At 62.6% G+C, this 23,519-nt stretch carries 20 protein-coding genes; 10 read left to right on the forward strand and 10 right to left on the reverse strand.

Features of this window, described 5'->3' with window-relative positions:
- Position 1: 1 nt before the first annotated feature.
- From M1D51_RS02140 to M1D51_RS02160, 5 genes are read left to right on the forward strand one after another with little or no spacing between them, the layout of a single operon-like run.
- Positions 2-1,015 (forward strand): ABC transporter substrate-binding protein, encoded by a 1,014-nt coding sequence (locus M1D51_RS02140; RefSeq protein ID WP_458108346.1) that lies wholly within the window; start codon positions 2-4, stop codon positions 1,013-1,015.
- Entirely contained in the window at positions 1,012-2,178 is a 1,167-nt protein-coding gene (locus M1D51_RS02145; RefSeq protein ID WP_458108347.1) for an LLM class flavin-dependent oxidoreductase, read from the forward strand. The genes M1D51_RS02140 and M1D51_RS02145 overlap by 4 nt, the downstream gene beginning before the upstream one ends.
- Positions 2,162-2,995, forward strand: a complete 834-nt coding sequence (locus tag M1D51_RS02150; protein ID WP_458108348.1) for a DUF1684 domain-containing protein — start codon at positions 2,162-2,164, stop codon at positions 2,993-2,995. Before M1D51_RS02145 ends, M1D51_RS02150 begins: the two co-directional genes overlap by 17 nt.
- Positions 2,992-4,059, forward strand: coding sequence for an LLM class flavin-dependent oxidoreductase (locus M1D51_RS02155; protein WP_458108349.1), 1,068 nt, complete (start codon positions 2,992-2,994; stop codon positions 4,057-4,059). Before M1D51_RS02150 ends, M1D51_RS02155 begins: the two co-directional genes overlap by 4 nt.
- A 9-nt stretch (positions 4,060-4,068) precedes the next feature.
- Positions 4,069-5,415, forward strand: a complete 1,347-nt coding sequence (locus M1D51_RS02160) for an NtaA/DmoA family FMN-dependent monooxygenase (protein WP_458108350.1) — start codon at positions 4,069-4,071, stop codon at positions 5,413-5,415.
- 169 nt (positions 5,416-5,584) lie between these two features.
- Here the strand turns inward: M1D51_RS02160 and M1D51_RS02165 are convergent, their stop codons facing one another.
- The 3 genes from M1D51_RS02165 to M1D51_RS02175 form a co-directional block, all read right to left on the reverse strand.
- Positions 5,585-6,883 carry an FG-GAP repeat domain-containing protein gene (locus tag M1D51_RS02165; protein ID WP_458108351.1) on the reverse strand — a complete coding sequence of 433 codons (1,299 nt, stop codon included), beginning with the start codon at positions 6,881-6,883 and terminating at the stop codon, positions 5,585-5,587.
- 363 nt (positions 6,884-7,246) lie between these two features.
- Positions 7,247-9,349, reverse strand: a complete 2,103-nt coding sequence (locus tag M1D51_RS02170; RefSeq protein WP_458108352.1) for a carbohydrate binding domain-containing protein — start codon at positions 9,347-9,349, stop codon at positions 7,247-7,249.
- Positions 9,350-9,612: 263 nt separating this feature from the next.
- Entirely contained in the window at positions 9,613-9,789 is a 177-nt protein-coding gene (locus M1D51_RS02175; RefSeq protein WP_458108353.1) for a hypothetical protein, read from the reverse strand.
- An 81-nt stretch (positions 9,790-9,870) separates the two neighbouring features.
- Between M1D51_RS02175 and M1D51_RS02180 the strand changes: the two genes are divergently transcribed.
- Positions 9,871-11,106, forward strand: coding sequence for an ROK family protein (locus tag M1D51_RS02180; RefSeq protein ID WP_172325403.1), 1,236 nt, complete (start codon positions 9,871-9,873; stop codon positions 11,104-11,106).
- Here the strand turns inward: M1D51_RS02180 and M1D51_RS02185 are convergent.
- The 4 genes from M1D51_RS02185 to M1D51_RS02200 form a co-directional block, all read right to left on the reverse strand.
- Positions 11,103-11,876, reverse strand: coding sequence for a carbohydrate kinase family protein (locus tag M1D51_RS02185; protein ID WP_458108354.1), 774 nt, complete (start codon positions 11,874-11,876; stop codon positions 11,103-11,105). The two genes, M1D51_RS02180 and M1D51_RS02185, sit on opposite strands and share 4 nt — an antisense overlap.
- Positions 11,877-12,662: 786 nt before the next feature.
- Entirely contained in the window at positions 12,663-13,115 is a 453-nt protein-coding gene (locus M1D51_RS02190; RefSeq protein ID WP_458108355.1) for a GNAT family N-acetyltransferase, read from the reverse strand.
- 26 nt (positions 13,116-13,141) lie between these two features.
- On the reverse strand, positions 13,142-13,501 hold the full coding sequence (locus M1D51_RS02195; protein ID WP_458108356.1) for a hypothetical protein: 360 nt from the start codon (positions 13,499-13,501) through the stop codon (positions 13,142-13,144).
- Positions 13,498-13,776, reverse strand: a complete 279-nt coding sequence (locus M1D51_RS02200; protein ID WP_458108357.1) for a hypothetical protein — start codon at positions 13,774-13,776, stop codon at positions 13,498-13,500. The genes M1D51_RS02195 and M1D51_RS02200 overlap by 4 nt, the downstream gene beginning before the upstream one ends.
- A 105-nt stretch (positions 13,777-13,881) precedes the next feature.
- Here M1D51_RS02200 and M1D51_RS02205 point away from each other — a divergent pair, with 105 nt between their 5' ends.
- Positions 13,882-14,811 (forward strand): threonine/serine dehydratase, encoded by a 930-nt coding sequence (locus M1D51_RS02205; RefSeq protein WP_458108358.1) that lies wholly within the window; start codon positions 13,882-13,884, stop codon positions 14,809-14,811.
- 149 nt (positions 14,812-14,960) lie between these two features.
- On the opposite strand, the gene M1D51_RS02210 is transcribed toward M1D51_RS02205, so the two are convergent.
- Positions 14,961-15,953, reverse strand: coding sequence for an ABC transporter substrate-binding protein (locus tag M1D51_RS02210; protein WP_458108359.1), 993 nt, complete (start codon positions 15,951-15,953; stop codon positions 14,961-14,963).
- Between the two features lie 291 nt (positions 15,954-16,244).
- Between M1D51_RS02210 and M1D51_RS02215 the strand changes: the two genes are divergently transcribed.
- Together M1D51_RS02215 and M1D51_RS02220 are read left to right on the forward strand one after the other, a co-directional pair.
- Positions 16,245-17,234: an LLM class flavin-dependent oxidoreductase gene (locus M1D51_RS02215; RefSeq protein WP_026543288.1), complete on the forward strand. Its 990-nt coding sequence runs from the start codon at positions 16,245-16,247 to the stop codon at positions 17,232-17,234.
- A 122-nt stretch (positions 17,235-17,356) separates the two neighbouring features.
- Positions 17,357-19,993 (forward strand): trehalase-like domain-containing protein, encoded by a 2,637-nt coding sequence (locus tag M1D51_RS02220; protein WP_458108360.1) that lies wholly within the window; start codon positions 17,357-17,359, stop codon positions 19,991-19,993.
- 100 nt (positions 19,994-20,093) lie between these two features.
- On the opposite strand, the gene M1D51_RS02225 is transcribed toward M1D51_RS02220, so the two are convergent.
- On the reverse strand, positions 20,094-21,020 hold the full coding sequence (locus M1D51_RS02225) for an AEC family transporter (protein WP_172322859.1): 927 nt from the start codon (positions 21,018-21,020) through the stop codon (positions 20,094-20,096).
- Between the two features lie 200 nt (positions 21,021-21,220).
- Positions 21,221-21,820 (reverse strand): TetR/AcrR family transcriptional regulator, encoded by a 600-nt coding sequence (locus M1D51_RS02230; RefSeq protein WP_458108361.1) that lies wholly within the window; start codon positions 21,818-21,820, stop codon positions 21,221-21,223.
- Between the two features lie 210 nt (positions 21,821-22,030).
- Between M1D51_RS02230 and M1D51_RS02235 the strand changes: the two genes are divergently transcribed.
- The gene (locus tag M1D51_RS02235; RefSeq protein WP_458108362.1) at positions 22,031-23,482 is read left to right on the forward strand and encodes an APC family permease; all 1,452 of its coding nucleotides are present in this window, start codon (positions 22,031-22,033) and stop codon (positions 23,480-23,482) included.
- The last annotated feature ends 37 nt before the right edge of the window (positions 23,483-23,519 follow it).

The raw sequence follows: 23,519 nt of genomic DNA on the forward strand, positions 1-23,519 counted from the left end.
CATGCTTCGCATCACCCGCAGATCCGCCGCCACCACCAAAAGCAAGCTGTTGGCACTTGCTGTACTTCCCGCCGTCGTGCTTCCCGTGCTGGCAGGGTGCTCCGATCCTGGAGCGTCGGCAGCCAAGCCGGAGTCCGAGGCTGCCAAGAACGGCGTTATCTACAACACCTCCGTGGACCAGAACCGGATCCGCGGCGAAAAGGACGCTGCTGCTGCCTCGAAGGTTCCTGCAGCAATCGCCAAGGATGGCAAGCTGACCGTGGCCACCACAGCGGGGTCCATCCCGCTGTCCTTCCACGCCACCGATGACAAGACGCCGATCGGTGTGGAGGTGGACATCGCCCAACTGGTGGCCGACAAGCTCGGCCTGGAGCTGGACCTCCAGGTGACGTCTTGGGAGAACTGGCCGCTCAAGACCCAGTCCGGCGACTTCGAAGCCGTCTTCTCCAACGTGGGGATCAACGCAGCCCGCGTGAAGCTGTTCGACTTCTCCACCTACCGCGCCGCGTACATGGGCTTCGAAGCGAAGAAGAGCTCCAGCTACGACATCAAGGGCTCGGACGACATTTCCGGCCTGAAGATCTCCGTTGGCTCGGGTACCAACCAGGAGAAGATCCTGCTGGCTTGGAACAAGGAGCTTGAAGCCATGGGCAAGGCACCAGCTGCACTGCAGTACTACTCCTCCGACGCCGACACCATCCTGGCGCTCTCCTCGGGCCGCACGGACCTGAACCTGGCACCGTTCCCTTCCGTGACGTACCGCGAAAACACCCGCGACGACCTCAAGGTTGTGAGCAAAGTCAACGCCGGCTGGCCCGCAGAAACGCTGGTTGCTGCTACCACCCTCAAGGGCAACGGCCTGGCCCCGGCCATCACGGATGCCTTGAACTCCACCGTCAAGGATGGCTCCTACGGCAAGGTCCTTGAACGCTGGGGCCTCTCCGAGGAAGCCATTCCGGAATCCAAGACAGTCACCGAAGCGACGTTTGGGACCCCGGCCGGGACCACCAAGTGAAGTTCCAGGTCCTGGACATCATCCCTCATGTGAAAAACCCGGTGACGGGGGAGATCGTCTCCACTGCTGACCGTCTGAACCAAGTGGTGGAGACGGCCCGGCGTGCGGAGGAACTCGGCTTCGACAGCTTCTCGGTCGGTGAACGCCACGCCGGGGAGTTCATCTCCTCATCCCCGACGACGGTCCTCGCCGCCATTGCCGCGGTCACCAGCCGCATCCGCCTCCAAACCGGGGTCACCGTGCTCTCCGTGCTGGACCCGGTGCGCGTGGCCGAGGACTACGCCACCATCGACCAGCTGAGCCGCGGCCGCCTGGAACTGGTGATCGGCAAAGGCAACGAAGTGCTGCAGTACCCGCTTTTTGGGCTGTCGCTGGACGATCAATGGGACCTGCTGGCCGAAAAGTACGCCCTCCTGCGGGCACTGTGGCGCAAGGAAAGCGTCACGTGGTCCGGCCGCTTCCGGTCCGCGCTCACCGAGCCAACCACGACGACGCCACGCCCCTTTGCGGGCTCACCCCGGATTTGGCACGGCTCGGCTACAACCCTGACGTCCGCTGCGCTCGCCGCCAAGTGGGGAGATCCGCTGTTCACCGCCAATGCCATCCAACCGCGGGAGAACTACAAGGTCCTGATCGACCACTACCGCGAAGAGTATGAGCGCCAGGGCCATGATCTGCGGCATCAGTACCTCGGCTCGGGCAGCGGCGCGGGCGGTGTTTTCCTTGCAGGCACCACGCAGGAAGCCATCCGCCAGTACGGGCCTGTTTATGAAGCACTGACCGCCAACCGGAATGTCCCGGGAAACAACTCGCCGTTCCGGGACATCCAGCACGCCGTTGCCGAGGGGCCGGCGCTGGTTGGCAGCCCGGAGCAGGTGATCGACAAAATCCTCAGCTACCACTCGCTGTACCAGCATGATCTCCAGTCGATCTCCCTGCCCACCACGCTGCCCTTTGAGCAGCAGCTCGAGATCCTGGAACGTTTCGCGCTGGGCGTCATTCCGGCCGTCCGGGCTGCCGCGCCCACCACCCTCTGGGAATCCGGTGATCCCTTCGGTGGCCGGCCCGCATCCGCCGGGGCCACTGAACCCGACGCCGCAGCAGCAGTCACAGCAGACCACGCCTTGAACAGGACGGATAACGCACTTGTCTACGCACACTGAAACAGCCCTCGAGTCCTTCAACCAGGAATGGCAGGACTGGCACGCCGCCCACGAGCAGCACCGCACCCACCCGCATGGCTTCCTCGCAGTCACGCACCTTCACTGGCTCAGCAGCGAGGCGACCCGGCTGGAAGGTGCGCCAGGCACTTGGCGTGTGGACGCCGACGTCGTGCGTGTTGTCCTGGAACCGGGAGAAAGCCTGCAGCAGGACGGCGTTGAACTGAACACCGACCCGGGCACGACGCTTGAGTTTGGCCCCATCCAGGAGCGCGGCGGCATCAACCTGGTGTCCGGCGACACCGTCATTGAGGTGGCCAAACGCGGAGGCGAGTACATCGTGCGGTCGCGAAACCCGTCCAACGCCCTCCTCCAGGAGTACCAGGGGACACCCGCCTACGCTCCCAATGCAGCGTTCGCCGTGGCTGGTACCTTCGTCCCGTTCGAGGCTCCGCGCCCCACTACCGTGGGGGCCGCCATAGAGGGAATCCACCACGTCTACGAAGCTCCCGGTGAGATCCGTTTCAAACTGGCCGGTGAAGAACTCGCGCTGACCGCTTTCAATGGCCACGCCCCGGGGTCGCTGTCCGTTCTGTTCACCGACCAGACTTCCGGCAAGACAACCTACGCGGCCAACCGCTCCTTGTCCGTGGTTCCCGCAGCTGACGGATCCGTGCAGCTCGACTTCAACCGGGCCGTGAACCTTCCATGCGCCTACACCGACCTCGCCACCTGCCCGCTGCCGCCCGCAGAAAACCGGCTTCCCGTGGCGATCGAGGCCGGCGAAAAGATTCCCTACGAACGTCAGGACCAAAAGTGAGTTCCTCCGAAGATAACAGGGCCGGATTCCTGGCCATTGAACTCGACGGTGCGGGGTATGAAAACCTTGCCGCCGCCGTCCTCGCCGCGGAGTCCGCCGGTTTCCACGTGGCAACCTTCAAGGACACCCCGGAGGCCGGACGCGCCAACGCCCTGCAGCGCGCGGCCTTTGCCGGGCCGGTAACCCGGACCATCGCGGTGGTTCCCGAGGTAGACACGGTCTATACCGAACCGTTCCATGTCTCCACGCAGCTCGCCAGCCTGGACTATGTCTCCGGTGGGCGTGCCGGGTGGATCGTCACCGCAGCAGAATCACCCGAAGCTGCCGCCGCCGTCGGACGCTCCTTTGTCCAGGGCGGGGCACTGACCCAGGAAGCCGCCGCCTCCATCGAGGTCAGCCGCCGGTTGTGGGACTCCTGGGAGGATGACGCCGTGATCCGCGACGTCGCCACCGGAAGATACATCGACGTGGACAAGCTGCACTACGCCGATTTCGAAACGCCTGCGGACTTCACAGGCCCCGCTTACTCGGTGAAGGGTCCGTCCATCATCCCCAGGCCGCTCCAAGGGCAGCTGCCCGTGCTCACTGCGGCATCCCTGGTGGGCGAAGGCCTGGTGCCGGCCGAAGCAGTGGACGCTGTACTGGTCACCGCGCCGACACCGGAGCTGCTCAGCGCCGAGATCCGCGACGTGCGCGCACGGCTTGGCGCTTCAATAGCGGTTGTCGCAGAGCTCGACGTCGTCCTGGACGCGCGCGGGCAGGCGGCGGAGTCGCGCGTGGTGACACCCCGGGAAAGCGGCCTTGCACGCTTTGTTGGATCGGCCGCCGGCCTCACCGAACTGCTCGACTCACTTCTCCAGGAAGCCGACGGCGTCCGTCTCCACCCGGCTGTCCTCACCGTGGAACTGGAAGAACTGTCCCGGCTGGTACTTCCGGAGCTTCGCCGCAGAGGCTCCCTCAGGGCGCCCGTCCAGGACGGCACCTTCCGCGCGCTGCTGGGCCTGCCGAAGGCGGAAAACCGCTACTCAACCACTGCCGCGGCTGCCATTGCCGCCGGAAAGTAGGAGACCACCATGACCCGCGATATTTTCCAGCCCAGCGGCCGGATCCAGTTCGGCATTTTCTTCCAAGGCGTTAACTCCGGCACCATCTGGAAGGCTCCCCAGGCGGGATCGCAGACGGACTTCGAGTCCTTCCGCCACATCGCCCAGACCGCCGAGCGAGGCAAGTTCGCCGCCTTCTTCCTGGGCGAAGGATTGCGTCTTCGCGAGCACCTCGGCCGCCCGCACGCCCTGGACGTGGTGGGCCGCCCCGATGCCCAGACCATGCTGGCCGCGCTCGCTGCCGTGACCAAAAACATCGGGTTGGTGGCAACGCAAAACACCACCTACAACGACCCCGCAGACCTCGCGCACCGTTTGTCCTCCCTGGACCTCATCTCAGGAGGACGCGCCGCGTGGAACATTGTCACCACGGACAACGCCTGGACCGGTGCGAACTTCCGCCGCGGGGGCTACCTGGACCACGCCGATCGCTACAAGCACGCTGAAGCTTTTGTTGAGACCGCCAAACGCATCTGGGACTCCTGGGAAACCGCGTCCGGTCCGGCCCGGCCGGTCCTGCACGAAGGACAGCACTACACCGTTGATGTCACACCGCGGCTGCCCCGAAGCGCCCAATACCGTCCCGTGCTCTTCCAAGCGGGCGACTCACCTGAAGGCCGCGACTTCGCAGCCCGCCAGGCGGATGTGATCTTCTCCGCCCACCCCAAGTTCGATGACGCCGTGGAGTTCCGCCGCGACATCGTGGCACGCTCCATCGCAGCCGGGCGTGGAGCCAATGCCGTGCAGATCATGCCCGCCAGCGAGTTCATCCTTGCCGCTACTGATCAGGAAGCCCGGGAAAAGAAGGCCTGGGTCCGCAGCCTGCAGATCGGGCCGCAGCAGGCCATTGCCTATCTGGAACAGTTCTGGGGCCGGGAGCTCTCCTCCTACGATCCCGATGGTCCCCTTCCGGAGATCGACCCCGTGGTGGAGGAAACCTCCGAGACCCGGGGCAGCGGCTTCCACGGCGCCAAGGCCCGCCAACTCGCTGACCAGTGGAGGGCCGAGGCCAAGGACAAGGGCCTTTCCATCCGCCAGTTCGTCACCTCCAAGACGGCACGCATCGATGCCACCTTCACCGGCTCCTACACAGCCGTTGCCGATCATTTGGCCGAATACGCCCGGGTTGGCGCCGTGGACGGGTTCAACATCTCGCCGTGGCTGGTCCCCAGCGGGTTGGACGAGATCGTGAACCACCTGGTGCCCGAGCTCCAGGAACGCGGCGTCTACCCCACGGAATACCGCGGCACCACGCTCCGGGAAAACCTGGGGTTGGAGACGCCAGTGCGCTCAACAGAGTCGGTGCGGTTCCCATGAGCACGGGCCGCCTGCTGCAGCTCTGCAGGCGCTGGTTTGGTTTCACGCCGGGCCAGCACGGCGGAGCGCCCGACGGCGGCGGGCCGGGTGCCGCCGTCGTCGACGGTTCGCGCGGGACCGTCAGCCTGCAGCTGACCGTGTTGGGGCAGCCGCTGTAGCATTCAGGGGCTTAGAGCAGTTCCTTGAAGACGTTCCAACCCCGGCCTATGGGCCCGTACGGGCCATACAGCCCTGAGTTTGAAGCGCCCGTAATGTAACTGAGGAGGTCGCCATTGGCGGCGACGGCGGAGAGTTCGTTGTATTTCGAGTGGCTGGAGCTACCAATTCCTGCTACCTCGGAAAACGCCTCCCACCCCGGGCCGAGGGGCGCAGGTTCCTCCCAGCCGCCCTCGCCGTCAGTGGGGTACTGGTGCAGGAAACCGTCCTGGTCGCGTCCGAAGATGTCCACGGCACCATCGGCATTCATGTCGCCGCCGGTGATGATCTTGTTCATGACCTGCCAGCCCCAGCCCACCTGTTCGCGGGGGAGCCAGCCACCTTCGCCGTCGCCGGGGTAGAGGAAGAGGCCGCCTGCTGCGTCGCGTGCCAGCACATCGTTGGTGCCATCGCCGTTGAAGTCGCCAGGGCCCACGATGGAATTGAAGACGTTCCAGCCCTGGCCAACCTGCTCGCGATCGAGCCAACCACCCTCGCCATCGCCGGGGTAGAGGAAGAGCTTGCCTGCTGCATCGCGGCCGAGGAGATCGTTGAAACCGTCGCCGTCGAAGTCGCCGGGGGAGAAGACGATGTCAAAGACATTCCATCCTTGTCCCACCTGCTCGGGTTCGTCCCATGAACCCCAATAGGCAGGGCAGGGACCCTCGCACATGCCTTTGTAGTACGTGTAGGTCCGTGGGTAGAGGATGAGCCTGCCATCGTGCGTCCGGGCGAGGGGCTCAAAGTTGCCACGGCCGGTCCACCCCATGGCCCGGCTGGAGGCCTTCACGGGCAAGGTTTCCGCGCTCAGCTGCGTGCCGGTTGGGCAGCCCTGGTTGCCCGGGGTGAGGGGATGGACGCGCATGGATATCCGGCTGCCCTGGTCCTCCGGCAGGATCCGGAGGGTTTCCCCCTGCCGATCCTCCGGAAGCGGATCGCCGTCGCGGAACCATTCCAACGTAATGCCGTCACCCGAGCCATCCGGATTCCTGCAGCCCCAGTAGCTGTAGTCGTACTGTCGGCGCAGCTCGGCACCCACGTACGGGGCGCCGTCGATGATGGGCGTTGGCTGCGGTAGCTGCGTGTCCGCGGTTGCGCGCGGTGCCTCCGTGGCGAGCAGCCCCGCCGCGATCAGTCCCGCGGCCAGCAGACCGGCTGCCAGGGCCTTGGCCTGCACCAGTGGATACCTCTTCTTGACCGCTTTGGTTTTGGGCGCTTTGGTTTTGGGCGCTTTGGTTTTGGGCGCTTTGGTGCGCGCTCGAACGTTCCCCATGATGTTCCCCCCGGGAGCGGCATTGACGTGCGTAGGTTTGTGCCGAGGCTACCGCACTTGGGGTGGGGCAGTCAGGAGGCGCGAGTGATCACGATCAGCCGGAACAACCCCCCACCGATCAGGACGACCGCCTGCTGCTAACCCGTACGCTCAATTGTCCATACAGCGTCTGGACAATTGAGTCCAAGGTGGCTGTCGGTGGGCCAAAATGGGTTCCCTTGCCAGCTTGCTTCCATGGGTCGTTTGCAGACCTGCTCCATGAGGCTTCGATGAGGCTCTAAACGGAGGCGGCGCCGGGATCCGGCGCCGCCTCCTTCCCGGCTCACGTGACCGGAAGGCCCGGGCACGTGAGGTCTTTGTGCGTCAGGCGCAGGGGTTTCCTTGGCTGACGACTCCGTCTTTCACTTGCTGGTAGCCGGGACCAGCGGTGTAGTTGTTTGTTCCGTTGTTGTCCCAGGTTCCGGCCGCATTGTTGAAGGCTGCGGTGATGCCGGAAGCTCCGTTGAGGGGGATGGAGGTAGTTACCCAACCAGGGCATGAGGCAGTCATGGCCACGCCCGGGGCAGTAGTCCATGCTCCGGCGCCCACACGATAGTGGGCGTTATAGGAGGACCAATTCTTGTTGGTTGAGTAGAACAGCACTGTGGTGTCTGTTGGCCCGGGGGTAGATGCGCTGCTGCAAGGATCGGCATTACTAACAGCATTGCCGTTCACCGTTGCGATCCCACCGTCCAAGGCGTAGTTGCTGGTGTTGTTGTTGTCCCAGATGCCGTTTCCGTTGTTGAAGGCAGCCGTTGCCCCGGTTGAGCCGGCGGGGATGGTGTACGAGACCCAGCCAGGGCAGGCGGCGGTCATGGTGACGCCGGGTGCAGTTGTCCAGGCGCCGGTGCCTACCCGGTAGTGCATTTTGTAGTCGTTCCAGCCTTTGGTTGTGGAGTAGTAGACCTTGAGGTTGGTTGCTCCCGGTTCTGTTTGCCCGCCTGCTTTTGCGTTGATGTGCAATGCGAGGGCGGCGTTTTGGCCGACGGTGGCCTGGAAAGTCCCCGATGCGTCCACGGTTACCACGTCACCCGCCGAGCAGCCTGTAGCTGTTGGCAGTCCCACAATCACGTTGCAGTAGCGGCCAGCGGGAAGGGAGCTCTGGAAAGTCCTGGTGATGGCATTGCCACGATTGATCGCCACATAGCTTTTGTCACCACGACCAAAAGCGATGGCATTAGAGCCGTTGTCCCACTTATTGACGACCGGCGCCGCATGGCTTGTATTGCGGAAGCCCACCATGTTTTCAATGTTGGTTTGCGCATGCTTGCAGGTCCAGCCGTTCTGGCCGCACACGGGATCCATGACTTCCCCGTTCGAGGCAACCGCCGGTCCTGTCTCATTGTTGGAGAAGGAATAACCCGAATGGATCGACGGGGACCCGTAGTTCCACGCCAGTGTGAAGATCTGGGCAAGATCGTAGTTTGCCCCGTCCTTGTAGGTGAGTGTCTCACCATTGCGCTCAGTGTCATGGTTATCGACGAAGACGGCGGCGTTCTGTTGAGGAAGGAAGCCTGCCCAGCTGGGGCCGATGCCATTGCCCGTGATCAGCCAGTTGATATTCCCGCCGTTGAAGGCCTCTTTGAGTTTGCGGGCGAAGGCAAACTCGTGGATATCACCGTTGCTGGTGTATTCCTCCGGCTGGATCGGTTCGTTGGCTCGGATAACTTCCTGGACCACATAGAGCCTTGCGCGGTCGTTGACCCTGGAGAGAATTCCTTGCATGTCGCTGGCCGCAATATGTTTGACTGCGTCAATCCGGAACCCGTCAACTCCCAAGGCCACCAGGTCATTGAGGTATCCGGCAATTCTTCCTTGAACGTAGGGGGAGGAGGTGTTGAGGTCAGAGAGGTTGACCAGATTGCACTCCTGGACTTCCCATCGGTTCTGGTAGTTGGCGATGTCCCTTCGGCACGAGTGAAAGTCCTGCCCTTGGTAGTTTCCGGGGTAGTCGTAGTGCTGGAATATGGTTCCCGCCCAACCGGTTCCTCCGGCGCTCTTTCCGGACATGTGGTTGATCACGGCGTCCGCGATCACTTTCACGCCAGCGGTGTGGCAGGTGTCCACCATCTGCTTGAACTCGGCCCGAGTGCCGAGCCGTGACTCAACCTTGTAGCTGACGGGCTGGTAGTGGGTCCACCATTCCGGACCTTGGACGTGTTCTTGCGGGGGAGATGTCTGCACGTATCCGTATCCGGCCGGGCCGAGGTTCTCGGTACATTCGCGGGCTATGGCGTTCCATGTCCAGGAGAACATCACCGCGGTGGCGTCTTTGGGCCCGGGAGCTGCGGCTTGGGCCGGTGGAGCTGCGGCTGTGGAGGAAAAGAGGGTGCCGAAGAAGGCCATGAGAACCAACGCGGCTATTATCTGAAAGCGTTTCCCATTGCTGGAAAAGCGGACTGCGACGTCCTCGTCGTGTGCTGGCATAGAGGTGAAGTCTCCTCAGTGAGAGGCTGCTACAGGCCGGGAGTCCTGGCAGCGACTGACGCCGCCCGCGCGGAACGGGCGGCCGCGTCACGATGACGGCTACCCATCAAGGTAGGCGGAGTTCGGCCGATAAACAAGAGCAACTTAGTAAAAACTGGAAGCGCTTGCAGATCGGCGAAAGTGCGTCTTCGGCACGAAGAACTCGCGTGCGGAAGGGCTGGTTTATGACAGGTCAAAGCGTGGGGACGAGGACGGGGGCCGAGCTAGAGCTGTACTGTCGGCTCTGATGATGACGAGGGGGCTGCGAAAAGTGCGGGAGGCGTCGAATGGTCGACGACGGGCTGGTACCGACGTGCGGCGGGCTCCCACAGGGTATTCCAGCGGTCCAGGGCGGATTCGCTGGTGGCGAGGGTTCCTGGGTGGTCCGGGGCTTCATGCATTGTGTCTCCGAAGTTAATTTGGACTCAAAATTTAGTGCCTGAAGTATTATGTGACCTGAGCTACAGAGAGGTCAAGACCCGATGAGCGCCCCTTCCTCCTCCCCCATGCCGCAGATGCTTAGGCGGGCAAGCCTCAGATCAGTCTTGGACTTCATGAGGGCCTCCACCATCGTGACGATCTCGGACGTCATGGAGGGCACCGGGCTCGCCCGGGCTACTGCCATATCTGTATGTGAAGAGATTATGGACCGGGGTTGGATCACGGAGCTTGAAAACCAACGCGAGTTTGGTGAGTACCTCAAAGGGCGGCCGGCCCGACGATTCGTTCTGAACCAGGAAGCGGGATACGTCATTGGCCTGGATGTGGGTGTCTCCAAGGTGACGGCCGTCGTGTCCAACCTTCGCGGTGAAATCGTCGGTAGGGCGAGCCAGCAGTTCCGTGGAGTTCAGATCACGGCCGATGACAGCATTCCGGGTTCGGATATCAGTCCCCACGAGCGTGTATCAGCCATAGACAGCACTGCATGTGATGCCCTCCGCAAAGCAGGCGTCACCCCCGGCGCGGTTCTCGCAGTCAGTGCCGGAATTGCGGCTCCGGTGGGCCGTAACGGCGATGTATTGGTGACTCAACCCTTCTGGGCTCTTCTGGACGTTGGCTTGAAATCGGCACTGAAGGATCTTCACGGATGGACAGTGTTGCTCGCCAACGACGGAAACCTGGCGGCCCTGGGCGAGCGTTGGCGCGGTTCAGCGGTGGGGGTGGACGACGTCGTGGTTATCCTCGCCAGTGAGCGATTTGGTTCCGGAGTGATCGACGACGGCAGGCTTCTGCATGGTTGTGGCGGAGGCGCCGGCGAGCTGGCATTCCTCAAACAAGTCGAGGGGGTCGGGGACACCTTTGGCATTGCCCTGATGGCACGCACCTGGGCTGCGGAGGCCCTCGCGGGAAGTGATGACACGCTGCTCCGCGAATATCCTGCCGAAGCAATTGAAGCTGAACACGTCTTCGCCGCCGCTCGCCAAGGTGACGCTGTGGCACGGCGGATTCTGGATCGGCTTGCCGATCGCATGGCACGGGTCATCGGGGCCGTCGCTACCATCCACAACCCGGAGCTTGTGGTGATAGGTGGTGCAGTTGCCAAGTCTGCAGGCGCACTGATGGACCCAATTGCTGAGCAACTGCCCCAATTCACCGCGACCCCTCCACGGCTGGCCGTTTCACCCCTGGGTGATTCGGTGGTGACCATGGGTGCGGTCAGAAGCGCGCTGGACTTTGTCGAGAAGGAGACCCTGGATATCGAGCTACGCCACAGTTAGGTCAGTAGCTCCGACAGTTTCGGGTGCAGATGCTTACTTTCAATCGCAGTGCGGGCCTGAGTCGCGGCTACCGTCAGGGCATCGTCAATGGTGGCACCGCGGAGTGTCGCGGCCAGGAAACCGGTCATGAAGGCATCACCAGCACCATTGGTATCAACAACCTCGGCGGGAAGAGCGCTGACCTCGTGCCGTGCCCCGGATGCCTCCAGTGCAATTGCACCCTCTGCTCCGCGGGTGCAAACGGCCAAGCGGGGGCCGCGTTCCAGGCAGGAACGCATAAGGTCCCACGGGTCTTCTGCATTGTCGTCACTCATGAACACCGTTGTGGCAGCGCGAAGGAACGGTTCGTGGAATTCTGACGATCCGTCATAGTCGTGAAGGTCCGCCCAAATGGGCGTCTCCTGCGCGTCCAAGCGCTGCAACAGGAGCGCACCAAGTTCGCTGAGGTCAACGACGGCGACGTCGGCGGCGGCCACCGCCTCAGCCGCGATGCTGAGTTCGCGCTCGGTGGGCGTCGACGGAACCGCAACGTACAGCGACACCCGTTTGCCGCCGTCGGACATCAAATTGACGTGGCGTTCGGTCTGCTCGGACGCCAAGGGCTCGACGTGCACCCCGGCTGCCGTAAGGGCGCTGCGGATCCGCTGCCCCTCGGCATCAGTTCCAAGCGGCGAACACAACCGCACTTTAATGCCCAGGCCGGCCAGATGCAGGGCCTTGCCAGCGGAGGTCCCTCCGATGGTGTGCCACGAGCGGCGGGCAAACTGCATGTGGGGGACAGGTTCCGGAAGGTGGTCGAGGAGGATGAGTTTGATTCCACGATGCGGGGCCGCAGACAGCTACAGAAGGAGGCGCAGACATGGCCGTATCCAGCCCTTCATTCATAGCAACCTGACCCTGGGCCGCATCATTGGCGGTGGTCAGAACGGCCGGAATCCGGCCGGCTTCAATATTCACGGATCAAACTCTACGCAAGAATCTCCCATCTAATGAGAGGTTGCGCCGCTGATACCATCACTACACCCAAGCCGCAGCAACACTCCTTTGGCATGTGCTATCCCAGCCGCGAAATCACCGCAAAACGCATATGACGGGATCTCTCGTCTGTTTGAACTCGTCCCACTCGAACGCCGATAACGGAGATTCTGTACATGCCTGTCTATCGTCAGAATGTAGAGCCCTTGACCAGCTTCAGTGGTTACCAGTCAAGTTTTCTGTAGGGCAGACGGGATAACGATTACCAGACAGCGTGGCGTGGCGGCACCTCCCAAGTGGTGGGATGGAAGGTAGCGTGCAGCTGAGGCCGCGCCGAAACCACAGCATCACGGAACAGCTGTTTTGGTTCGGGACCCTGTCGGTGAAGATTTTCCGCGTATGCGCAGCTACGGGGGCCTGAAGAACTCTTAGATGTCGAGGTTGTAGCCATTTATTGGTGAAGCCTAGTTTCGAGGGCCAGAGACTTTCGCCGGCTGACCCGCCCTTTCTGGAGCCCACGTCAAAGCAAAAACTCGATCACCGCAGTCGACGCTCCAACAAACCCGCTCCTACGAGAAAGGCTAGGGCCACCGAGAAGGGTTTGGGGCGACCATGAAAACATCCACCGGGTCCTCGTTTTCGAGCACGAAGCCATGCCGCTCATACAGGTGGCGTGCGGGGCTGCCCTGGAGCACGTTCAACCGGAACGGGCGCTCGTCCACGGAGGCCGTCATGACATGCCTCAGCACGGCAGTGCCCAGGCCCCTGCCTTGATGGGTGGGAGCAACGTAGAAGTGTTCTATCCACCGCGAATCCGGCTCGGGGCGGACCGCTATGACGCCAGCGTCCACGCCTTCGCTATGGATGATGTACGTGTGCTCCGGCTGGAAACCGTTCAGGAAGCGCTCGCGCACCCGCACAGGATCGAAACGCTCCAACCGTTCCAGGTCCGGGCGCATCACCACAGCCCGGAGTTCTGCTATCCAGGCAGCGTCCGAGGCGACGGCGGGGCGGAGGGCAAAGTCGGCAGGCATGTCTCAAGCCTATGCTGTGGAGTCGGTCAGGAGGCCTTTGCAAGATACTCGGCCAGGGCGTCACGCATGATGGCTGAGGGCTTGCGGTGCTCAACTGCGGCCCGCGCCAGCAGTTGGTCGTCCATTTCCTGCGAAAGTCTGAGGGACCGGGAAGGAGAAGTGCCTTTGGCGCTCAACGAGGGCTTGCCCACGGCGCGTTTTACTGCCTCGGCTGAGCCCAACGCCGCCTCAAGAATTGACTGCCCGGCACCGGGCGCTTCTGCCTTTGTGATGCGTGCGTCGTTCCCGATGTCCGCCGTCTCTGCCCACTCAGCCAAGTCGGTATAGTGGGCCTCCGTCTCTCCATTGACAGTAACTTCCATTGCTTCCTTCGCAGATTTGCTCATTGCACTGTGCCCCTTTCTGCAATTTCGAGAATCTTCCGCCTTGCTTCCATGACGTGAAAGATCAGGATGTCACCTGGCGGCGTTATCACCGCCATGACCTCTATAGTCGTTCTACGGTCACGGCTTGAGCCGATAAAGAGATCAGGTCTGGTGGTTGTGTCAACGCGGGGTTCATCGAATTGTTCGATGCGGTACATGTAGTTGAGGATCGCGTGTAATGCGTCTTCCCTGTCAATCCCGTGCTTGTCTGCGCTGCTGGCCCACCTGATCCCCATGGAATATTGTCGCACAATCTAGAAAGATATTGCAAGACAATATTGTGAATATCCGGTAACCGTATCCAGTCCATAGGATGAAACGGACGGAAAGGTGCAGCCACGATGGTCACACGCGAAGAAGTAGAAGCAGCGTACTCACGCACAGCGGGCTGGGTCCGCCACACGCCCTTGGCTGAAAGCGGCGATCAGGAGCCGTACCACCTGTGGTTCAAATGCGAGTACATGCAGCACACGGGCTCCTTCAAAGCCCGTGGCGCGTTCAACCGCCTGCTCACCGCCCAGGAAAGCGGCGAGCTGGACCCCGGGGTTGGCATTGTGGTGGCATCCGGCGGGAACGCGGGCCTCGCCAACGCCTATGCGGCGGCGAAACTCGGCGTTCCGGCAACGGTGTTCGTCCCGGAATCCGCGCCGGCCAACAAAGTCCACAAGCTCTATGCCATAGGCGCCACGGTGGTCCAAGGCGGTGCCGAGTACGCCGAAGCCTATGCCGCAGCCATCCGGTTCGCTGAGGAGAAGGGTGCGGTCTATTGCCACGCCTACGACCAGCCGGAGATCGTGGCCGGTGCGGGCGGGGTCGGGCTTGAGCTGCTGGATGAACTGCCCGACGTCGACACCATCGTCGTTGCTGTTGGCGGCGGTGGCCTGATGGGCGGCATCGCAGCTGCGGCAGAGGGCCGGGCACGGGTTGTGGGCGTCGAACCCGAGACCGTTCCCACCTTGCATACGGCACTGGCCAAGGGCGAGCCGGTGGACGTAGCTGTTTCGGGGATCGCAGCTGATTCCCTCGGTGCCCGCCGGATCGGGGAGATCGGATTCGGGGTTGCCCGCCGGACTGGTGTCCAGAGCGTCCTGGTGACGGACGAGGACATCATCGAGGCTCGTCGCGCGCTTTGGGAAAAGCACCGGATCGTGGTGGAGCACGGTGCGGCGGCAGCCTATGCTGCGTTGCTTTCAGGAGCGTACAAGCCGGACGACGGCGAAACCGTTGCCGTCATCCTGTGCGGGGCCAACACGGACCCCGCCCACTTCTAACCGCACCCAAGTAGGTAACAGTAAACGCTCCATTGAGTGGTCATTGCGACATGTGCTGTCACTTGGTTGGGGCAGCGGCGCAAAGAATCCCCGCCGGGGATGTCCGGCGGGGATTCGGCGTCGGCAGGTCTGCCCTGCCATAGCGGTTCCTACTTTTTGGGCAGGCCTGCCGGGTTCAGTTCGGATGCGGGAATGGCCTCGGATGAAAGGCCCCAGCGGTCCAGGATCTTGGCGTAGCTGCCATCCTTGATGAGGGTGTTGAGCGCGGCTTGGGCCGCCACAGCCAAGCCGTTGCCTTTCTGGGTAGTGAACGCAATCTCGGCCTTCAGCGGCCAACCACCTTCCACCGTTCCCACTTCCTTGGTCTTGCCGTCCTTGGCCGCCTTGTAGGCTGCCGAAGCATTGGGGCCGAACGTGAGGTCAGCGCGTCCTGACTGGAGGGCGAGCTGGGAGGCGGAGTCGTCGTCGTAATACTGGAAATCAACTGGCTTCAAGCCGTTCTTCTTGTTCTCCTCGTCCCAGCGCACCAGGATGGCTTCCTGGTTGGTGCCCGAGCCCACAATGATGCGCTTGCCGGCCACGTCCTTGGCTTCCTTAACCTCTCCGATGTCCGAGCCGGCCTTGGCATAGAAGCCCAGGAGGTCGTTGCGGTAGGTGGCGAAGTCGAACTTCTCCTTGCGTGCCTCGGTGACGGTGACATTGGAGAGAACAGCCTCGTACTTGCCGGACTCCACGCCCAGCGGCCAATCAGCCCAGGCCACCGGCAAAACCTCCACCTCAAGGCCCAGGCTCTCGCCTACGGCATAGGCGATGTCCACTTCGCTGCCGATGAGGGTCTTGTTGTCCGTGGCGAACGTGCTGAGCGGGGGAGTGCCGCCGGTGGTCACCACGGTGAGCTTGCCGTCTGCCTTGATGGCGTCCGGAACCAGTGCGGCCGCGGCGGAGTCAACGGACACCTTGATGCGGTCCTGCTGGGGGGACAGATTGAACTCCTTGGTGGACGAGCTGGATGAAGCGTTCGACGCCGAAGCTGACGCACCAGTCGCTGCGGTCGCACCCGGGTCCGAGCAGGCCGCGAGCCCCAGCAAAGCGGTGGCGGCCAGCGCCGCGGTGACGCCGGTTTTGGCTGCAAAACGTGCCATTGGTTCTCCTTGGGTTCGTCCTGGTCGTCGCGACAGGGCGGTCTGATGCGTACTTGTGGCTGCAACTATCCGGTAGCCCTGCGAGCCAGGTCAAAGCACTCTGAAACGCTGGGATACAGGGGTTCATGGCGGTTAATCGGGCGTCGAACGGGGTCATAAATGCGTTCTAAAAAAGGGCGGAAACCAGTGCGCGACGCAACTCACAGAAATAACGCGGGTGCCGCCGTCGTTGTCGCTTAAGTGCCCGGCAATCAACCGTGCGGGCACCGAAACGTACCGAAAGGCCTTCCTGTGACTGTTCCTCTTTCCATCCTCGACCTGGCAACCATCGGCAAGGGCCAGACGGTGGCGGAAAGCCTCGCGGGCAGCGTGGCCATGGCACAGAAGGCCGAAGAGCTGGGGTATCGCCGCGTTTGGTATGCCGAGCACCACAACATGTCCGCCATTGCCTCCTCGGCTACCAGCGTGCTGATCGCCCACGTTGCCGCGCACACCAACACCATCCGGCTCGGGGCCGGTGGCGTCATGCTGCCCAACCATTCACCGCTGACCATCGCCGAGCAGTTCGGCACATTGGAGACCCTGCACCCGGGGCGGATCGACCTCGGCCTGGGGCGTGCACCGGGCAGCGACCAGAACACCATGCGCGCACTGCGCAGGGATCACACGTCCTCGGACAGGTTCCCCCAGGACGTCCTGGAACTGCAGGGTTACCTCACTGGCCCCACCCGCATCCAGGGTGTTGAGGCGACGCCGGGCAAGGGCACCAACGTGCCGCTGTACATCCTGGGGTCCTCGCTGTTCGGCGCCCAGCTGGCCGCGCAGTTCGGGCTTCCGTACGCGTTTGCATCGCACTTTGCCCCGGCGGCCCTGCAGGACGCTGTTGCCATCTACCGACGCGAATTCAAGCCCTCGGACCAGTTGTCCGAGCCGCACGTCATTGCAGGCGTCAATGTCACTGCCGCGGACTCCAACGCGGAGGCGCAGGCCATCCATCTCGCGGTGAAGCGCGCCCGTGTATCGCTGTTCTTCGGCGGCGGCCGCGAATTCACGGACGACGAAGCGGACATGGTGCTCGACTCCCCTCAAGGCCAGCACATCGCCCAGATGATGAAGTTCTCCGCGGTGGGAACCAAGGACGTGGTGCGCGATTACCTCGACGAGTTTGCGACGTTCGCGGACGCCGACGAACTGATCGTGGCGCACCAGAGCATCGGCACCGAAGAGCGCCTGCGGTCGGTGGAACTCGTGGCAGAGGTTGCGGGGCTGGTGAGTGCGTAGGCGCACCGCTGAGAGCAAACGCATAAATCCAAGGAAAAGCTTTACGCGTTTGCAATCTACTAGGTAGTCAAGCGAAACCGTCCGGGCGGAGACTGTAGTTATCCGCTTCGGAAGGGTCCGCCATGCCTACGCACTTGAATCAATCAGTTGCCGATTCCGCGCTGCTGATGAAATCGCTTCCGCTTGGCCTGCTCCGGACAGTGCTCCAATCAGACGCGGAAAACGGCATCACCCCGCAGTTGTTCGCGGAGCTGAGGGTTCTGGCCCGGGTCCCCGGTTTGCTGGTGGCCTGTAACTATGGCGGCACTCTTTGCTCGGCGGAGGGCGTTTCCACGGAGACGCTCCCCTTGGATAGCGCAGCCGTGGCGCTCCGGGCGCTGGCTGCGCTGCCAAATACCCACACGGCCATCATTTCGGGCAGATCCCTCAGGGACCTGGCGGCGGTGTCCAGGTTGCCCGCCGAGGTCCACCTGGTGGGTTCCCACGGGGTGGAGTTCGACATGGGGTACGCCTATACGCTCTCCCTTGCCACCGAGCAGCTGCTTCAGCAGGTGGCCACGGCGCTGACTGAAGCCGTAGGTTTCGAGAAGGGCATCAGCGTTGTCCGCAAACCGGTGGGCGTCGCTGTGCACACCCGGCCCGCGACACCGGAAGTGGTGGAACGGGTGATCTTTGCCTCCCAAAAGATCGCCATCGAGTTTGGCCTCTACTTCATCATTGACGGCACGGTGTTGGACCTGACGGTCGAGGAACCGGCCAAGGGGCAAGCCCTGGAACAGTTGCGTTCAAGGCTCGGGGTCAGTGCAGCGCTGTATGCAGGCGATGCCGAGAGTGATGAAAAAGCGCTGGCCACCCTCCGCGGCCCCGACCTCGGCCTGCATGTAGGGCCAGGGGACACCACGGCGCCGCACACCATTCCGGATCCGGAATCCTTTGCCCGGGTGCTGGCGTTGTTGTTCGAACTGCGGCGGGCATGGTTGTTCGGCGAGGACGCTGTAGGCCTGGAACGGCATTCGATGATCGGCAATGGAAGCTCGACGGCGTTGCTCACCCCGGATGCAAAGGTCTGCTGGATGAGCCACCCCTTGCCCGATTCCGGCTCGCTGTTTGCGCACATCCTGGGCGGTGACCCCGCAGGCCACTTCAGCATAGAACCCGTGAAGCCGTCTCCGGTGCTGGCACAACGCTATGTGGATAACACCATGATCGTAGAGACCCGCTGGGCGGACGTCACGGTGACCGATTATCTGGAACCGGCCCCGGAAGGAATCACCAGCCTGGTCCGGGTCCTGTCCGGGACGGGCCATGCCCGCGTGGTCTTCGCACCGAGGCCTGATTACGCCAATGCCCCTTTCAACATGGAGATCCGCGGCGACGAGGTGCATATCATCGGCACCTCGGATCCGATCATCCTCACGGCACCGGGCGTGGCCTTCACCATCACCAGCGACTCAAAATATGCCACGGCAACAGCCGAGGTCTCCCTCAGTGCAGGGCCTGTGGTCCTGAACATGCGGTGCGGGGATACTGAGCCGCCTCCCGCAGACCCGGCCGGTGAACCCCAGCGGCGTACCGCCGTCGGGCAGTCAGCGCGTGACTGGGTCAAAGCACTGCAGCTGCCCACCATCAAGACTTCGCTGGTGCGTCGTTCCGCCTTGGTGCTGAAGTCGCTGGTCCACGAGCCCACCGGCGCCGTGCTGGCCGCGCCCACCACGTCCCTGCCGGAAGGCATTGGCGGCACACGCAACTGGGATTACCGGTATTGCTGGCTGCGGGACGGGTCCATGACGGTGAACTCGCTGGTGTCGCTGGGGTCCACGGAGGAAGCCGACGGGTTCCTGGGGTGGCTGGGCCGGATCCTGGAAAACGCGCCGGGGCCCGAATGGCTGCATCCGCTGTATTCGGTGACCGGCGCGCCGCTGTCCACGGAAGCAATCGTGGAAAGCCTGCCCGGCTATGCGGGCTCCAGGCCGGTGCGGATTGGCAACGCAGCGGATCACCAGGTCCAGCTGGACGTGTTCGGACCCATCGCGGAGCTGATCCACGACCTTGCCGAGCGGCGCGGATTCCTTCCTGACGAGCACTGGTTCCTCATGGAACAGATGGCGCACGCAGTGCTGGCCCGCTGGCACGAGCCGGACCATGGCATCTGGGAAGCCCGCCGGCCGCCGCGGCACCACGTGTACACCAAAGTCATGTGCTGGGTGACGCTGGACCGGGCGCTCCGGGCTGCAGCTTTGCATGGCCGCCAGGAGCACGCGGACTGGGCACCCACTGCCCACACCATCCGGGAGGAAGTGCTTGAGGAAGGCTGGGATTCCTCCGCCGCGTCCTACACGGTGGCCTATGACAGCCCGGACCTGGACGCCGCTGTCCTGCACATCGGATTGTCCGGGCTGCTGGACGCCCAGGACCAGCGCTTCCTGGATACGGTGACCGCCGTGGAGCGCGAACTGCGGGTAGGGCCCACCGTTTTCCGGTACAGGTACGACGACGGCCTGCCGGGCTTGGAGGGCGGCTTCCACATCTGCACCACGTGGCTGATCGAGGCTTACCTTGCAGTGGGCCGGTTGGATGATGCGTTGGAGCTGTTCAACCAGTTGGTGGCGTTGTTTGGTCCCACGGGGCTCCTGCCCGAAGAGTACGATCCCGGAACGGAAACACACCTGGGCAACCATCCCCAGGCGTACTCGCACTTGGGCTTCATCCGCTGTGCACAACTCCTGGACCACTATTTGGCCAGCGCGGACGTGGAGTAGCCCAACTGTCCGAACCAGCCATTGTACTTCCACGTTGCCGTGAACGTTACCCGGGTTTTGCCGGCATCCGGCGCATCGCCGACGCCATCGTATTCGACGGCTAGGTAAGCAGCAGCGCCACTGCGATCATGGCGGGAACGGCCACGATGGTGGTGATCAGCACGGTGTCCTTGGCTACGGTGATTCCTGCTTGGTACCGGTTGGCCGCGACGAAGACGTTTTGGGCAGTGGGCAGCGCCGAAGTCACCACCACGGCGAAGAGCGCGTGCCCCTCCATGCCCAACGCAAAGCGGGCAAAAACGTACGCGATCAGTGGATGGACTATGAGTTTGAAGCCGCTGGCCAGCAGGGTGTCCAGCCTCCTCCCGGCTTCCTTCTGCAGGGGTTTGGAACCGTTGAGGCTCATGCCGAAGGCCATCAGCATGGCGGGAATCGCGGCACCACCAATCAAGTGGATGGGTTCCAGGATGAGTGTCGGCACCTGAAAACCGGTCCCCGCTACCAGCAGGCCGAGCGCAGAACCCACGATCATGGGGTTCTTGACGATCATCAGCAGGAAGCGCAGGGGAGTGGTGCGGTGCGTGCTGGTGCTGGCATCCAGGGCCATCAGGTACATCGGCGTGAAGAACGCGAGCTGGAAGATCAGCAGGGGCGCCACATAACTCGCGTCGCCCAGGACAAATACGGCGATGGGGATGCCTAGGTTGGCCGAGTTGGCCAAGGATGCGCTCATGGAGGACATGAGGGCTTCGGGCATGTCCCGTTTCAGCCAGAACTTCACGATCAGGAAGAACAACAAGCCGGTGAGTACTGCGCCCACGGCGGTGACCAGGAGCGGCGCGGCGAAGACGTCATGCAGCTTGGCCTTGCTCAGCGTCTCGAAGAGGAGGGCAGGGCTGGCAACGAAGAATGTCAGCGAGCTCAGCACCGACCGCGCGTTCTCGCCCAGAATTTCCCGACGCCCTACGAACATGCCCACCAGGATGATGGCCCACACGACGAAGAACCCGGACAGGACGCCGATCATGGCGCTGCGCGGACGGAGGTTCGTTGGGTCACGAAAGACAGCTTAGCCATAAATAGGATCTGAGTAAGCGTTTTCTCATGAGAGTTCCGTCATGCGGACGGAGGAGTTCTTGCACCTCGGGTGACGCTAAATCCCGGTTTTAGGCCTGTATCAAAACGCGCTCGACGCCAAGCAACCGAGGTGAGTCTCGACGTCGTGCTCTAATTTTTGCCTGGCTTTTCGGCGGTTCCGTTCGCCTTCTCCAGTGCGGTGATCATTCGCGCTACCTGATGGACGGCTGACCGTATTCGGGCGGGGTGGCTCATGGTGACGAATTGAAGCATGAGGCCGTCGAGGGCCGCGAAGATGGCAAGCGCTGCTTCGTTGCCGGTGTCCAAGCCGCGACGGGTCAAAGCGTCTTCCACTGTGCTGACGTAGCTCGCATAGAGACCCTCAACCAGTGCGCGAATCTCCGGGTTGCGCCTGGACTCGAGGAGCATTTCGAACTGGAACAACTGAAGCTCCGGCTCGGCGGAAACCGTGGCGATCAGTGAATCGGCAAAGTTCCCGTCGGGTTCGGCGAGCCCGGAGAGGCCGGTTTCCTGGATCGATCGTTGCACGGACCACTCCATGGTGGCGGCCAGGAGCCCTTCCATGGACCCGAAGTGGTGGGTGATCAAGGCGTGGTTGACGCCGGCGCGGGCGGCAACTGACCTATAGCTCGCTCCGCGCAGGCCCTTCTCCGCCACAACGTCCAGGACGGCGGAAAGCAAAGCATCCCTGCCGTCCCCATAGGGCAACTTGCGCGCATCCTGGCTCATGTAGCGAGTCTAGCGGCGGGGAAATCGGTGGAACGAACCCATTGACACCCCAAACTATACAAACGTATAGTTTGGGGTGTGGCCCGGATCACCTCCCTGCCGCCAAGAGCAGCTTCAGCCTCGCCGCCCGGACGTTCGTCCTTCAGCCGCAAGGCTCCCTATCCCTCCGCAGTGGCGATGGCGCCAGTGCATTCCGGAAAGAACAGCCTCATGAACGAATCCAGTCAGACCTCGGCCCCGGCCGGTCCCAAAGGCGCAAGTCCCTCCACCGGTACTGCCAGGCTCAGGGCCAACAAGCTTGGCGTTGTTGCCATAGCCTTCTTTGCCATTGCTGCCGCTGCGCCCATGGCCGCTGTTGTAGGAGCAAGCCCCGTTATCTTCTCGGCCAGCGGTCCCGGCACTCCCGTCATCTACGTCATAGCAGCCCTGTTGGTAGCCCTGTTTTCAGTGGGCTACCTCAGGATGAGCCAACACATCACCAATGCCGGGGGCTTTGTGGCGTACATAGCCAAAGGTCTGGGCAATAAGTGGGCCACAGGAGGCGCCGGGATAGCCATCCTGACCTACCTCAGCCTGCAAATCGGCCTATGGTCGCAGTTCGGAGTCTTCGCCCGGCAGCTGGTTGAAAGCCTCACGGGCATTGGACTGTCGGTCTATTTTTGGATCGTTGCAGTGCTGGCGCTGACCACCTTCCTGACAATGAAGGGCGTGGATGCCAGCCTCAAGGTGCTGGGTGTGCTCATCCTTGGTGAAACGCTGGTGGTTGCCGCCCTTGTAGGCTCCCTTGTTATCCAAAAGGGGCTGGGGATCTTCACGTTCGCAGGTTTCACGGGAGAGAACATTTTTGGGCCTGGCCTGGGCATCTCGTTGCTGTTCGCCTTCGCCTGCTTCACCAGCTTCGAAGCCACGGTTGTCTTCGCGGAAGAAGCCAAAGAACCGCGGCGTACCATCCCGCGTGCCGCCTACCTTGTCATCGCCTTCATCGGTGTCTTCTACATGGTTTCCACGTGGGCCATCAGCGGTGCCGTGGGCATCGAGGGGATCCAGGCGTTAGCCACCGAAAACCCCTCCGGAATGATCTTCGATCTTGCAGAGTCCAGCGCAGGTGCCTGGCTAAGCATTGCCATGCAGGTGCTGGTTGTGACGAGCTTCATCGCGATGCTTCTGGGGCTGTCCAATATGTTCTCCCGGTACCTGTTCGCACTGGGCAGGGCGGGCGCACTCCCGGCCAAGCTGTCCGCCGTTTCCGCAACGGGGGCGCCGTCATTGGCAGGGCTGGTCAACTCCCTGGTTGTCCTGGCCATCATCAGCGCTTTTCTGCTGGCAGGTGCTGACCCGATCGCTACGGTCTTTGCCTGGTTTGTGGCCTTGGGAACGGCAGGATTTATTTCCATCCTGCTGCTGACATCGGCCGCAATCCTGGTGTACTTCGCCAGATCCGGGACCAGGGATAACCTCTGGGTCACCGTGATTGCTCCGGCTCTTTCATTCCTGGCGTTCATCGTTGTGGGCTACCTGACCCTGGAGAACTACGACGTCCTTCTCGAAGGCGCAGGAGGAGTGGCCCGATATCTCCTCCTGGGGATACCGCTCATCTTTGTGGCCGGCCTGGTTCGAGGATCTCAAAAGCCGGCCATCAATTACGCCGCAGAAATTGTCTGAACCGAACTCTCCACGTATGCAACTGCCTGAAACAACC

The organism is Arthrobacter sp. R3-55, from assembly GCF_054161505.1.

Excerpts from the sequence above, each read along its gene's own strand:
- M1D51_RS02200 (WP_458108357.1), bottom strand. The coding sequence starts at position 13,776 with ATGGGGATCAGGTGGGCCAGCAGCGCAGACAAGCACGGGATTGACAGG.
- M1D51_RS02140 (WP_458108346.1), top strand. The coding sequence starts at position 2 with ATGCTTCGCATCACCCGCAGATCCGCCGCCACCACCAAAAGCAAGCTG.
- M1D51_RS02195 (WP_458108356.1), bottom strand. The coding sequence starts at position 13,501 with ATGAGCAAATCTGCGAAGGAAGCAATGGAAGTTACTGTCAATGGAGAG.
- M1D51_RS02235 (WP_458108362.1), top strand. The coding sequence starts at position 22,031 with ATGAACGAATCCAGTCAGACCTCGGCCCCGGCCGGTCCCAAAGGCGCA.
- M1D51_RS02185 (WP_458108354.1), bottom strand. The coding sequence starts at position 11,876 with ATGCAGTTTGCCCGCCGCTCGTGGCACACCATCGGAGGGACCTCCGCT.
- M1D51_RS02220 (WP_458108360.1), top strand. The coding sequence starts at position 17,357 with ATGCCTACGCACTTGAATCAATCAGTTGCCGATTCCGCGCTGCTGATG.
- M1D51_RS02225 (WP_172322859.1), bottom strand. The coding sequence starts at position 21,020 with ATGATCGGCGTCCTGTCCGGGTTCTTCGTCGTGTGGGCCATCATCCTG.
- M1D51_RS02180 (WP_172325403.1), top strand. The coding sequence starts at position 9,871 with ATGAGCGCCCCTTCCTCCTCCCCCATGCCGCAGATGCTTAGGCGGGCA.
- M1D51_RS02165 (WP_458108351.1), bottom strand. The coding sequence starts at position 6,883 with ATGGGGAACGTTCGAGCGCGCACCAAAGCGCCCAAAACCAAAGCGCCC.
- M1D51_RS02170 (WP_458108352.1), bottom strand. The coding sequence starts at position 9,349 with ATGCCAGCACACGACGAGGACGTCGCAGTCCGCTTTTCCAGCAATGGG.
- M1D51_RS02160 (WP_458108350.1), top strand. The coding sequence starts at position 4,069 with ATGACCCGCGATATTTTCCAGCCCAGCGGCCGGATCCAGTTCGGCATT.
- M1D51_RS02210 (WP_458108359.1), bottom strand. The coding sequence starts at position 15,953 with ATGGCACGTTTTGCAGCCAAAACCGGCGTCACCGCGGCGCTGGCCGCC.
- M1D51_RS02175 (WP_458108353.1), bottom strand. The coding sequence starts at position 9,789 with ATGCATGAAGCCCCGGACCACCCAGGAACCCTCGCCACCAGCGAATCC.
- M1D51_RS02190 (WP_458108355.1), bottom strand. The coding sequence starts at position 13,115 with ATGCCTGCCGACTTTGCCCTCCGCCCCGCCGTCGCCTCGGACGCTGCC.
- M1D51_RS02230 (WP_458108361.1), bottom strand. The coding sequence starts at position 21,820 with ATGAGCCAGGATGCGCGCAAGTTGCCCTATGGGGACGGCAGGGATGCT.
- M1D51_RS02205 (WP_458108358.1), top strand. The coding sequence starts at position 13,882 with ATGGTCACACGCGAAGAAGTAGAAGCAGCGTACTCACGCACAGCGGGC.